At 56.2% G+C, this 12,602-nt stretch carries 12 protein-coding genes; 3 read left to right on the plus strand and 9 right to left on the minus strand.

Translation table 11 applies throughout. The annotated features are described in order from the left end of the window. The first annotated feature begins 191 nt into the window (after positions 1-191). Positions 192-1,235 carry a quinolinate synthase NadA gene (gene nadA, locus DEO48_RS22045; RefSeq protein WP_039261329.1) on the plus strand — a complete coding sequence of 348 codons (1,044 nt, stop codon included), beginning with the start codon at positions 192-194 and terminating at the stop codon, positions 1,233-1,235. A 22-nt stretch (positions 1,236-1,257) separates the two neighbouring features. Next, complete coding sequence (gene pnuC / locus DEO48_RS22050) at positions 1,258-1,977, plus strand: nicotinamide riboside transporter PnuC (protein WP_094934374.1); 720 nt, start codon at positions 1,258-1,260, stop codon at positions 1,975-1,977. Here pnuC and zitB read toward each other — a convergent pair. Together zitB and DEO48_RS22060 are read right to left on the minus strand one after the other, a co-directional pair. Further along, on the minus strand, positions 1,974-2,912 hold the full coding sequence (zitB, locus tag DEO48_RS22055) for a CDF family zinc transporter ZitB (protein ID WP_109846279.1): 939 nt from the start codon (positions 2,910-2,912) through the stop codon (positions 1,974-1,976). The two genes, pnuC and zitB, sit on opposite strands and share 4 nt — an antisense overlap. Before the next feature lie 105 nt (positions 2,913-3,017). Further along, positions 3,018-3,398: a protein YbgS gene (locus DEO48_RS22060; RefSeq protein WP_109846280.1), complete on the minus strand. Its 381-nt coding sequence runs from the start codon at positions 3,396-3,398 to the stop codon at positions 3,018-3,020. Between the two features lie 304 nt (positions 3,399-3,702). Here DEO48_RS22060 and aroG point away from each other — a divergent pair, with 304 nt between their 5' ends. Then, entirely contained in the window at positions 3,703-4,755 is a 1,053-nt protein-coding gene (gene aroG, locus DEO48_RS22065) for a 3-deoxy-7-phosphoheptulonate synthase AroG (protein WP_109846281.1), read from the plus strand. A gap of 60 nt (positions 4,756-4,815) precedes the next feature. On the opposite strand, the gene gpmA is transcribed toward aroG, so the two are convergent. From gpmA to modE, 7 genes are all read right to left on the minus strand, one after another. Next, complete coding sequence (gene gpmA / locus DEO48_RS22070) at positions 4,816-5,568, minus strand: 2,3-diphosphoglycerate-dependent phosphoglycerate mutase (RefSeq protein ID WP_023310804.1); 753 nt, start codon at positions 5,566-5,568, stop codon at positions 4,816-4,818. Between the two features lie 206 nt (positions 5,569-5,774). Beyond that, complete coding sequence (gene galM, locus DEO48_RS22075) at positions 5,775-6,815, minus strand: galactose-1-epimerase (protein WP_109846282.1); 1,041 nt, start codon at positions 6,813-6,815, stop codon at positions 5,775-5,777. Beyond that, positions 6,809-7,957 carry a galactokinase gene (galK, locus tag DEO48_RS22080; protein WP_109846283.1) on the minus strand — a complete coding sequence of 383 codons (1,149 nt, stop codon included), beginning with the start codon at positions 7,955-7,957 and terminating at the stop codon, positions 6,809-6,811. The genes galM and galK overlap by 7 nt, the downstream gene beginning before the upstream one ends. Before the next feature lie 3 nt (positions 7,958-7,960). Next, positions 7,961-9,007 carry a galactose-1-phosphate uridylyltransferase gene (galT, locus tag DEO48_RS22085; RefSeq protein WP_063440600.1) on the minus strand — a complete coding sequence of 349 codons (1,047 nt, stop codon included), beginning with the start codon at positions 9,005-9,007 and terminating at the stop codon, positions 7,961-7,963. Between the two features lie 9 nt (positions 9,008-9,016). Beyond that, positions 9,017-10,033 (minus strand): UDP-glucose 4-epimerase GalE, encoded by a 1,017-nt coding sequence (gene galE, locus DEO48_RS22090; RefSeq protein ID WP_023334950.1) that lies wholly within the window; start codon positions 10,031-10,033, stop codon positions 9,017-9,019. Positions 10,034-10,234: 201 nt separating this feature from the next. Beyond that, positions 10,235-11,707, minus strand: a complete 1,473-nt coding sequence (gene modF / locus DEO48_RS22095; RefSeq protein ID WP_109846284.1) for a molybdate ABC transporter ATP-binding protein ModF — start codon at positions 11,705-11,707, stop codon at positions 10,235-10,237. A gap of 67 nt (positions 11,708-11,774) precedes the next feature. Continuing rightward, entirely contained in the window at positions 11,775-12,563 is a 789-nt protein-coding gene (modE, locus tag DEO48_RS22100; RefSeq protein WP_109846285.1) for a molybdenum-dependent transcriptional regulator, read from the minus strand. Positions 12,564-12,602 lie beyond the last annotated feature (39 nt).

Below are 12,602 nucleotides of genomic sequence, written 5' to 3' on the forward strand. Positions count from 1 at the left end.
ATGTTAAAAAGCGCCCTAAAGGCGCTTTTTTGCTATCTGCGATACAACAAATGCTCCGCACATCTATTCCCGGTGACTTTTCACTCCAGATTCGCTATCTTGTTTAGTATACAAAACACAATTGCCATGCGTTTTGCTATGTCATGCAAAAGAAAGGCAATATTGTTAAGCCCGTAAAACGAGAAGCCATAATGAGTGTGATGTTTGATCCTGAAGCCGCAATCTATCCGTTTCCGCCAAAGCCTGTCCCGCTGAGCCAGGACGAAAAGCAATTCTACCGTGAGAAGATCAAACGTCTTCTCAAAGAACGAGATGCGGTGATGGTGGCCCATTATTACACCGACCCGGAAATTCAGCAGTTGGCGGAAGAGACCGGCGGCTGTATTTCTGACTCACTGGAGATGGCACGCTTCGGTGCAAAACATCCTGCTTCCACGCTGCTGGTTGCTGGCGTGCGTTTTATGGGCGAAACGGCAAAGATCCTGAGCCCTGAAAAAACCATTCTGATGCCGACGCTTAATGCAGAGTGTTCTCTGGATCTCGGCTGCCCGATTGACGAATTCACGGCTTTCTGTGACGCCCACCCTGACCGCACCGTGGTGGTTTACGCCAACACCTCTGCGGCGGTAAAAGCACGGGCCGACTGGGTTGTCACCTCCAGCATCGCCGTTGAGCTGATTGAACATCTGGACAGTCTTGGCGAGAAAATTATCTGGGCGCCTGACCGCCATCTTGGAAATTATGTCCAGAAGCAGACGGGGGCTGACGTTCTCTGCTGGCAGGGTGCCTGCATTGTGCACGACGAATTCAAAACCCAGGCGCTGGCGCGCATGAAGGCACTTTATCCTGACGCCGCGATTCTTGTTCACCCTGAATCACCGCAGTCGATTGTCGACATGGCAGACGCCGTGGGCTCAACCAGCCAGCTTATCAACGCGGCCAGAACGCTGCCTAACAGGCAGCTTATCGTGGCGACCGATCGCGGTATCTTCTACAAGATGCAGCAGGCCGTGCCGGAGAAAGAGCTCCTTGAAGCGCCAACGGCGGGTGAGGGCGCAACGTGCCGCAGCTGTGCGCATTGCCCGTGGATGGCGATGAACGGCCTGAAGGCCATTGCCGAAGGGCTCGAGACGGGCGGTGCAGCACATGAAATCCATGTGGATGCCGCCCTGCGTGAAGGTGCGTTAATTCCGCTTAACCGCATGCTGGATTTTGCGGCTACACTACGTACTTAATTCAAAACGCCCCGGGGAAAAGATGGATTTTTTTAGCACGCAGAACATTCTGGTTCATATACCGATTGGTGCAGGTGGCTATGACCTGTCATGGATTGAGGCCATTGGCACGCTGGCGGGATTACTCTGTATCTGGCTGGCAAGCCTGGAGAAGATCAGCAACTACGCGTTCGGGCTGATTAACGTTACGCTGTTTGCGATTATCTTCTTCCAGATCCAGCTGTACGCCAGTCTGCTTTTGCAGCTGTTCTTCTTTGCGGCCAATATTTACGGCTGGTACGCGTGGTCGCGTCAGAACAGCCAGCAGGAGGCAGAACTGCAGATCCGCTGGCTGCCCTTGCCGAAAGCCATCGCCTGGTTTGTCGCCTGCGTGGTCGCCATTGGTTTAATGACCGTCTATATCAACCCGGTGTTTGCATTCCTGACCCGCGTTGCCGTTTCGGTCATGTCTGGTTTCGGCCTTAACGTGACGATGCCCGAGCTCCAGCCGGATGCCTTCCCGTTCTGGGATTCCTGCATGATGGTGCTGTCGATTGCGGCGATGATCCTGATGACCCGTAAATACGTTGAAAACTGGCTGCTGTGGGTCATCATCAACGTGATCAGCGTGGCGATCTTCGCCCTGCAGGGCGTCTATGCGATGTCGCTGGAATATCTGCTGCTGACCTTCATTGCGCTCAACGGCAGCCGGATGTGGATTAAGAGCGCGCGTGAGCGAGGTTCTCACGCGCTTTCCAGCTAGTGGTGATGCTGATGTGAATGTCCGGACTGCGCCTCGTTAAGGTGGCAGTCCGGCCCGTTACAGGGCTGATACTCCATCTGGATGGTGACGTGGCCAATTTCGTAGTGATGTTCAAGAAAATGCTGGATGCGTTCAAGCAGCGCATCGTGGTCGTGAGGCGGGATCACCTGGACGTGCAGCGTCATGACCGGTTTTTCCCCTACCAGCCAGACGTGCACGTGATGAACATTGCGGACTTCCGGGACCGAACGGCGCAGGTTGCGCTTCAGCTCGTCAATATCAATAGACGTCGGTGCCCCTTCAAGCAGTTCATTCACGCTCTCCTTCAGCAGCCGCCAGGCGCTGCGCAAGACCAGACATGACACCAGCACGGACAGAATCGGATCGACAGGCGTCCAGCCGGTGTAGAGGATCACCAGCGCGGCGACAATCGCCCCGACTGAGCCGAGCAAATCACCCAGAACATGCAGAGCCGCAGCGCGAACGTTGAGATTCTTTTCCCCGCTGCCGCGGTGCAAAATCCAGAAGGCGAGGATATTCGCCAGCAGCCCTGCCACGGCGATCACCATCATGGTTGCCCCGGCGATTGGCTGCGGGTGTCTGAAGCGCTGTACGGCCTCCCAGACGATAAGAACGGTAATGACCACCAGCGCAATAGCGTTAACAAACGCGGCGAGGGTTGTCAGCCTCAGCCAGCCGAAGGTATGGCGCGCATTGGGAGGACGACGCGCAAACTGCACCGCCAGCAGGGCGAAGAGCAGCGCTGCGGCATCGGTCAGCATATGCCCAGCATCAGCCAGTAGCGCCAGAGAGCCGGAAATCAGGCCGCCAATGACCTCGATAACCATAAACGTTGCCGTGACGCCAAAGGCCAGCATCAGTCGTTTAGCGTTGTCGTTGCCGGGAGAGTGCGAGTGGGAATGGGAGTGCGCCATGTCTGCTTTCCTGATGTGTTATTGTTTTTAGTGTAGCGTTTTTAATAGGTTACTCCAAAAAGAAAGGAGAGCCAGAGCTCTCCTTTTTCTTCCCGAACACCCTCGTTACTGGGTGGTGCCATCGGTTTTGGTATTCGCGTCGTTTCCTACTTTGTCATTAGTGTCAGGGCATTTGCCGTCCTTGCACATTGAGTTCTTATGAACCTCGTCCGAACTCATATTGTCATGATTCATGGTGCCGGAACCGCTGCTGTTGGGATGCAGCATAGTGCCGCCGGTGTTGGTGTTACCGGTATTGATCTGGCTGTTGTCGACATTATTCGGGGCGATGTTCTGTTTCGCATCAGGGGCGGACTGGCCTGCTGCCGCAGCGGCATTGGCATCCCCGTTGCTATCGGATGTGCCCGTTTCCGCGGCCAGGACGCTGCCGCTTGCCAGAGTGAGTGTGGCGGTCAGGAAGAGGGTTGCCAGTTTAGTCATTTTCATCATGGTGCTCCTGTTCTTGTCGTTACGCTGGATAACTTTCTCCAACAGTGCATCTGTTTCAGAGGCGAAAGATTCCGCCTCACGGACTTACGTCAGTAGGGAATCGCGTTTAAGCGTTTAAAATTGGTTGTTACAGTTAAAAAGCTTAGGTTAGATCTCGTTTTTCGCTATTTTGTGGCGATTTTTAGGCGAATTCCAGGAATTATCTGCGTGAAGTGTAAAACCGTGTTTACACTTCCTGGTCGACAAGATAGATTGAAAGGATTGCTTTCATTACTAAAGATATGGCAGAGCTGGAAAGAAAATGAATTATCAGAACGACGATTTACGCATTAAAGAGATCAATGAGTTATTACCTCCTGTAGCGCTCCTTGAGAAATTCCCCGCCACTGAAAATGCCGCAAACACGGTTTCTCATGCTCGTAAAGAGATCCATAAGATCCTGAAAGGTAATGACGATCGTCTTCTGGTGGTGATTGGCCCGTGCTCCATTCACGATCCTGCAGCTGCGAAAGAGTACGCAGCCCGTCTGCTCACCCTCCGTGAAGAGCTGAAGGACGAGCTTGAAATCGTAATGCGCGTCTATTTTGAAAAACCGCGCACCACCGTGGGCTGGAAAGGGCTGATTAACGATCCGCATATGGATAACAGCTTCCAGATCAACGACGGTCTGCGCATTGCGCGCAAGCTGCTGCTGGAGATCAACGACAGCGGCCTGCCTGCGGCCGGTGAATTCCTGGACATGATTACGCCACAATACCTGGCAGACCTGATGAGCTGGGGCGCAATTGGTGCGCGCACGACTGAATCTCAGGTTCACCGCGAGCTGGCGTCCGGTCTCTCTTGCCCGGTGGGTTTCAAAAACGGCACTGACGGCACCATTAAGGTGGCTATCGACGCCATCAACGCAGCGGGTGCGCCGCACTGCTTCCTGTCCGTAACCAAATGGGGCCATTCCGCCATCGTTAACACCAGCGGGAACGGTGACTGCCATATCATTCTGCGCGGCGGCAAAGAGCCGAACTACAGCGCGAAACACGTGGCAGAAGTGAAGGTCGGGCTGGAAAAAGCCGGGCTGCCACCGCAGGTGATGATCGATTTCAGCCATGCCAACTCCAGCAAGCAGTTTAAAAAGCAGATGGAAGTGGGTGCAGACGTCTGCCAGCAGATTGCCGGCGGTGAGAAGGCGGTGATTGGGGTGATGATCGAAAGCCATCTGGTTGAAGGTAACCAGAACCTGGAAGGCAGCGAGCCGCTGGTGTATGGCAAAAGCGTCACCGATGCCTGCATTGGCTGGGACGATACCGATGCTATCCTGCGTCAGCTGGCGAATGCGGTAAAAGCGCGTCGCGGCTGAATTCTCAGTCACAAATAAAAAGCGCGGAAGGCTCCGCGCTTTTTTTATATCTGGCGAAAATTACTTCGCTTTACCCTGGTTCGCGACAGCCGCTGCTTTCGCCGCAATCTCTTCTGCGTTACCCAGATAGTAGTGTTTGATTGGCTTGAAGTTTTCGTCGAACTCATACACCAGCGGTACGCCAGTTGGGATGTTCAGTTCGAGGATTTCGTCTTCACCCATGTTGTCCAGGTATTTCACCAGCGCACGCAGGGAGTTACCGTGAGCCGCGATGATCACGCGCTCGCCGCTTTTCAGGCGTGGCAGAATGGTTTCGTTCCAGTAAGGCACAACGCGGTCGATGGTCAGCGCCAGGCTTTCGGTGGTTGGCAGCTCAGCGTCGGTCAGCTTCGCGTAACGCGGATCGTGGCCCGGGTAGCGCTCGTCATCTTTGGTCAGCTCTGGTGGGGTGATTGCGAAGCCGCGACGCCACTGTTTAACCTGCTCGTCGCCATATTTCTCAGCGGTTTCCGCTTTGTTCAGGCCCTGCAGCGCACCGTAGTGACGTTCGTTCAGTTTCCAGGACTTCTCAACCGGCAGCCAGGCCTGATCCAGTTCGTCCAGCACGTTCCACAGGGTGTGGATGGCACGTTTCAGCACAGAGGTGTAAGCAAAATCAAAGCTGAAGCCTTCTTCCTTCAGCAGTTTACCTGCTGCTTTTGCTTCGCTTACGCCTTTCTCTGACAGATCAACGTCGTACCAACCGGTAAAGCGGTTTTCGTTGTTCCACTGGCTTTCGCCGTGACGCACCAGAACCAGCTTAGTAATAGCCATCTCTTACTCCTCAAGCATTTTTAGAATGATAACAATTCTCATTATATTGCCGTGGCCGTGCCACCAGCAACGCTTAACCCTAACCATAGCGAAAATAGTCTCTGAGTGTAAGATGCTTGTGAATCCAGGGTTATGATTTTGTCTGCGATCGGCGCTATTTTCAGCAAGGCGCGCAGAAAAAAGCCCTCCGGAGGGAGGGCTGGATATTAATGTGGAATAAAATGATATTCCGTCACGCTCACGTACTCTTCACCCGGGCGCAACACGCAGTCCGGCTGTGGCCATTCAGGATGGTTCGGGCTGTCCGGCAGGAACTCGCTCTCCAGCGCCAGGCCTTGCCAGTCGCTGTACTCATCGTGTTCGCGCGCCGTCGTGCCGCCGAGGTAGTTGCCTGAGTAAAACTGCAGGGCTGGGGCAGAGGTGTAAACCGTCATCTGCAGTTTCTCATCCGCAGACCAGACCTGTGCGGCAGGCTGTTTCACATCGCCTTTGGCCTGCAGCAGGAAAGCGTGATCGTAGCCTTTCACCTTGCGCTGATCGTCATCGCTCATGAAATCCAGGGCGATGGACTTCGCGCTGCGGAAGTCAAAGCTGGTGCCGCTCACGTCTTTGAGGCCCTGATACGGAATGCCCATCTCGTCAACCGGCAGATACGCATCCGCCAGGATCTGCAGCTTGTGGTTACGCACGTCGCACTGGCTACCGTCCAGGTTGAAATACGCGTGATTGGTCAGATTGACCGGACACGGCTTGTCGACCGTCGCACGGTATTCGATGGCGATACGGTTGTCGTCGGTCAGCGTAAAGCGCGCGGATGCGACAAGGTTCCCCGGAAAGCCCTGGTCGCCATCAGGCGAATCCAGCGAGAACAGAACTTCGCCATCGTTTTGACGAACAATCTTCCAGCGGCGTTTATCAAACCCGTCCGGTCCGCCGTGCAGCTGGTTCTCACCCTGGCTTGGAAGCAGGGTGTACTGCACGCCGTCGAGTTCAAAACGGCTCTTCGCGATGCGGTTAGCATAGCGCCCAACGGACGCGCCAAGATAGGCGGACTGATTGACGTACTGCTCAGGCGAGGCGCAGCCGAGCAGAGTCTCGCGTACGCTGCCGTCCGGCATCGGTACGCGGGCAGAAAGAAGGGTTGCCCCCCAGTCCATCACCGTAACGACCATCCCCGCGCTGTTGCGCAGGGTTAACAGGCGATACGGCAGACCATCCGGTGCAAGGGTAGGTGTTTCGTTTAGCACTGTCCGGCTCCTTGTGATGCTTTACAAACATAGAAGGTTTCTTTGATGCCCGTTTTTGCTTCGTACTCCTTCGCCACGGCATCCTGTACGGCAGGGACCAGCTCTTCTGGCACCAGCGCAACGATGCAGCCGCCAAAACCGCCGCCCGTCATGCGCACGCCGCCTTTGTCGCCGATGGTGGCTTTAACGATGTCCACCAGGGTGTCGATCTGTGGAACGGTGATTTCAAAATCATCGCGCATGGAGGCGTGAGATTCCGCCATCAGCTCACCCATGCGTTTCAGATCGCCTTTCGCCAGCGCGGACGCGGCTTCAACGGTACGGGCATTTTCCGTCAGCACGTGACGAACGCGTTTGGCGACGACCGGATCCAGCTCGTGCGCCACTTTGTTAAATTCATTGAGCGTCACGTCGCGCAGGGCGGGCTGCTGGAAGAAGCGGGCGCCGGTTTCGCACTGCTGGCGGCGGGTGTTGTATTCGCTACCCACCAGCGTGCGCTTAAAGTTGCTGTTAATGATGACGACAGCCGCGCCTTTTGGCAGGGGAACGGCTTTGGTACCCAGCGAGCGGCAGTCAATTAACAGGGCATGCTCTTTTTTGCCGAGCGCGGAGATCAGCTGGTCCATAATGCCGCAGTTGCAGCCCACGAACTGGTTTTCTGCTTCCTGACCGTTCAGGGCGATTTGCGCGCCGTCCAGCGGCAGATGATAAAGCTGCTGGAACACGGTGCCCACGGCGACTTCCAACGACGCAGAGGAGCTTAAGCCCGCACCCTGCGGCACGTTGCCGCTGATGACCAAATCGGCGCCGCCAAAGTTCTTGTTGCGCTTCTGAAGGTGTTTCACCACGCCGCGCACGTAGTTAGACCACTGCTGACTGTCGTGCGTCACAATCGGGGCATCGAGGGAAAATTCGTCCGTCTCATTACCGTAATCAGCCGCAATCACGCGGACTTTACGGTCGTCGCGTTTCGCACTGCTGATAACGGTCTGGTAATCGATGGCGCACGGCAGCACGAAACCGTCGTTATAGTCGGTGTGTTCACCGATCAGGTTAACGCGGCCTGGCGCCTGGATAACGTGGGTGGCAGGGTAGCCAAATTTCTCAGCAAACAGGGATTGTGTTTTATCTTTCAGACTCATTTTTTAGACTCCTGATTCGCGATAGTGGACGTCGCTAACGGCACGCAGACGTTCTGCCGCCTGTTCCGCCGTCAGGTCACGCTGGGTTTCCGCCAGCATTTCATAGCCCACCATGAATTTACGCACTGTCGCAGAGCGCAGCAGCGGCGGATAGAAATGGGCGTGCAGCTGCCAGTGTTGATTCTCTTCGCCGTTAAACGGGGCGCCGTGCCAGCCCATGGAGTACGGGAAGGAGCACTGGAACAGGTTGTCGTAACGGCTGGTCAGCTTTTTCAGCGCCAGGGCAAGGTCGTCGCGCTGCGCGTCGCTGAGATCGGTGATGCGCTGCACGTGCGCTTTCGGCAGCAGCAGCGTTTCAAACGGCCAGGCGGCCCAGTAAGGGACGACGGCCAGCCAGTGTTCGGTTTCCACCACGGTGCGGCTGCCGTCGGCCAGCTCACGCTGGGTGTAGTCCACCAGCATCGGCGAACCGTTTTCCGCGAAATACGCTTTCTGCAGACGGTCTTCACGCTCGGCTTCGTTAGGCAGGAAGCTGTTCGCCCAGATCTGGCCGTGCGGGTGCGGGTTTGAGCAGCCCATGGCCGCGCCTTTGTTTTCGAACACCTGCACCCACGGATAGCTCTGCCCCAGCTCTGCGGTTTGCGCCTGCCAGGTGCTGACGACCTCTTTCAGCGCGTCCACGCTCAGCTCCGGCAGCGTCTTGCTGTGATCGGGCGAGAAGCAGATCACGCGGCTGGTTCCGCGCGCGCTTTCGCAGCGCATCAGCGGATCGTGGCTTTCAGGCGCGTCCGGCGTGTCGGTCATCAGAGCGGCAAAATCGTTTGTGAACACGAAGGTGCCTTTGTAGTCCGGGTTTTTATCCCCGGTGACGCGTGTGTTGCCCGGACAGAGGAAGCAGTCCGGGTCATGCTGTGGCAGCGTCTGTTTTGCAGGCGTCTCCTGCGCCCCCTGCCAGGGGCGCTTGGCGCGATGCGGAGAGACCAAAATCCATTGCCCGCTTAACGGGTTAAAACGACGATGCGGATGATCGACGGGATTAAATTGCGTCATGACGGATCCTTAGTCCGGATAGCCTTGCGGGTGGCGTGACTGCCAGTGCCAGGTATCCTGTGCCATTTCATCAAGCGTGCGCGTCACACGCCAGTTAAGCTCTTTGTCGGCTTTGGTGGCATCGGCCCAGTAAGCAGGCAGGTCGCCATCTCGACGCGGAGCGAAGTGGTAGTTCACCGGCTTACCGCAGGCTTTGCTGAAGGCGTTAACCACGTCCAGCACGCTGCTGCCGACCCCGGCGCCGAGGTTGTAAATATGCACGCCCGGTTTGTTGGCCAGCTGCTGCATGGCCGCAACGTGACCGTCGGCCAGATCCATCACGTGGATGTAGTCGCGCACGCCGGTACCGTCTTCGGTCGGATAGTCATTGCCAAATATCGCCAGCGAGTCGCGGCGACCCACGGCAACCTGGGCGATATACGGCATCAGGTTGTTCGGGATGCCCTGCGGATCTTCACCCATGTCGCCGGACGGATGCGCGCCGACCGGGTTGAAGTAGCGCAGCAGCGCGATGCTCCACTCCGGCTGCGCTTTTTGCAGGTCGGTCAGGATCTGCTCCACCATCAGCTTGCTTTTGCCGTACGGGCTTTGCGGCGTACCGGTCGGGAAGCTTTCAACGTAAGGGATTTTGGGCTGATCGCCGTAAACGGTGGCGGAGGAGCTAAAAATGAAGTTTTTGACGTTGGCCGCACGCATGGCGGAGATGAGACGCAGGGTACCGTTGACGTTGTTGTCGTAATACTCGAGCGGCTTCGCAACGGATTCACCGACCGCTTTCAGACCTGCGAAGTGGATCACCGCTTCGATGGCGTGGTCGTGAAGGATCTCGGTCATCAGCGCTTCGTTGCGGATGTCGCCTTCCACGAAAGTCGGTTGTTTACCGCCAAGGCGTTCAATCACTGGCAGCACGCTGCGCTTACTGTTGCACAGGTTGTCGAGGATGATGACGTCGTGACCGTTTTGCAGCAGTTGCACGCAGGTATGACTACCTATGTAACCGCTACCACCTGTTACCAGAACTCGCATATTTCGCTCCATTGGGCTTATGGTATGTAATAACCATAGCATAACAGAGACGTGAAAAGTGTGACATGGGATAAAATAGTGGAATCGTTTACACTCGTTTTTACACTCGCTTTAACAATGACTCCGAGCATTCTAGATCAAAGAGATAGCGATGTATTGATGCAAGTTATCTGAAAAAGAGGAGGGCAGAGCCCTCCACGGTTAATCGACGTTGCTGAGAAGGTAGCGATAACCCTCACCGTCCGGCACAAACTCCAGGCGATGCGTGATGCAGGCGGGGGCATCTTCGGCATGGTGTGAAACGAACAGCAGCTGCGTTTCACCTTCGCTAATCAGCACGTCCACAAAGCGGCGGATAAGCTGTCGATTCAGCGGATCGAGTCCCTGCAGCGGTTCGTCGAGGATCAGAAGCGTGGGGTGTTTCACCAGCGCGCGAACGATCAGGGCCAGGCGCTGCTGCCCCCACGACAGACTATGAAACGGCGCGTCAGCGACCCGGTTGTCCATGCCCAGGATATCCAGCCACTGCTGTGCGAGCTTGTGCTGTTTGTCCGATACCGCCTGATAAATACCGATGGAATCAAAATACCCGGAAAGGATCACGTTGCGTACCGTGGTACTGACCCGGTAATCCAGATGCAGGCTGCTGCTGACGTAGCCGATATGTTTTTTAATATCCCAGATGGTTTCGCCGCTGCCGCGACGCCGACCGAACAGCGTCAGATCGTTGCTATAGCCCTGCGGGTGATCGCCGGTTATCAGGCTAAGCAGCGTGGATTTTCCCGCGCCATTAGGGCCGACAATCTGCCAGTGTTCGCCGGGATTGACCGTCCAGCTTAGACGGTTGAGGATCGGGCGATCGTCATAAGAGACTATCCCATCCCGCAGCACGATGCGCGGCTGGTGGGGATCGAGCGCATGGCGGGCCGAAGGGGCATCAGGTTCCGGAAGCGTAATTCCGTCGAGTTGTTCACTGTGCGCGAGCTGGGCAATGAGCGCCTGCTTGAGCAGCGCTGTTTTTTCACCGGTCTCGGTCAGGTTACAGTCAGCCAGTACGCCTGCGTGCTGAATAAAGTCCGGAATTTCATCGAAGCGGTTAAGCACCAAAACCAGGGTATATCCCTGCTGGTTAAGCGACTCCAGCAGGGCCGCCAGCTGCGCACGGGACTGCACGTCAAGGCCGTCAAAGGGTTCGTCGAGGATAAGCAGCTCGGGTTCGCTCATCAGCGCCTGGCAAAGCAGCGTTTTTCGCGTCTCGCCGGTAGAAAGGTATTTGAAGCGCCGGTTGAGCAGGGCGGTGATGCCGAACCGTTCTGCCAGGCGCTGACAGCGGGCGGGATCTTTCACCTCATCCTGAATAATTTCCGCCGTCGTACGGCCGGTATCTTCTTCGCCTGGGCTGAGTAAATCGGTGTTATTGCGCTGCCACTCGTCGCTTACCAGCTTTTGCAGTTGTTCAAATGACAGGCGCGTCAGGCGCGTAAAGTCGCTCTGGTATTCGCCCTTGAGGAGGAGGAGCTCGCCGGCCAGCGCGCGGGCCAGCGCGGATTTACCGCTGCCGTTAGTGCCGACAAACGCCCAGCTTTCACCCGCGCGTATCGTTAAATCAGCAATCGTCAGCGTTCGGGTATCGCTAAGACGAAACGTGCCTTGCGAAATATGCAATGATGACATGATTTATCCCTGTTTTTGCAGCAATAGATATCAGGGATACGCACTGTCGGCGCGATTGTCAATGCGCTCAGCACAATGTGGCGATAATCACCCGGTCCGCGTTGAAATAAGCGGTGACGACAGTACCGTCTTCTAAACTGTCCGCTTCGCTAAGCGGTATCGTCGCGCAAAGCGGTTGTCCGTCTGCAAGGGTCATCAGCACTTCGCACTGCGCCTGGCCGCGTTCGATATGGCTAATTGTGCCCTGGAGCTGGTTATCGGCCGCCTTTGCGGCGTCGGGATCGCGCGTGATATTGACCCACGGCGCTTTCAGCAGCACCAGCACCTCTTTACCTTCATGAAGCTCCAGGCGCTCTGCGCTCTGCGCCGTTATTGCGGCTTTCAGACGGGTGGTGCCATCGGCAAGCAGGATCTCAATATGCTGCTGTACCTGCAGATTGTCGCGCGCCGTCACCGTTCCAAACCACTGGTTGCGGGCGCTGGTTTGTAACGAGAAGCGGGAAATGGCGGCCAGCAAGCTGTCCAGCGGAACGTTATCGTCGTCGCTCAACGCGTCAAACGCCTTTTGCTGGATCTGGGCCAGCAGATCGTAAAGCTGAATAAGGCGCTGGCCATAGCGCGTCACGATCGCACCGCCGCCGCCTTTGCCGCCTGTGGCTCTGTCCACCAGCGGTTGTTCGCTCAGGGTGTTCATTTCGTTGATGGCGTCCCAGGCACTTTTGTAGCTGATGCCCGCGTTTTTCGCCCCCTGGCTAATCGAGCCCGTTTGTTCTATTTGTTTAAGCAGGGCGATACGTCGCGGATCGGCGAAAAGCTTTTGCTGAAGTCGTAGAGTGAGGAGAATTTCGGCCTGCATAACAGTGTCCTGGCAAAAAGAGTATTGTGACCCAAATGG

It is taken from the genome of Enterobacter sp. CGMCC 5087 (genome assembly GCF_003144775.1).
GTDB lineage: Bacteria > Pseudomonadota > Gammaproteobacteria > Enterobacterales > Enterobacteriaceae > Enterobacter > Enterobacter cloacae_M.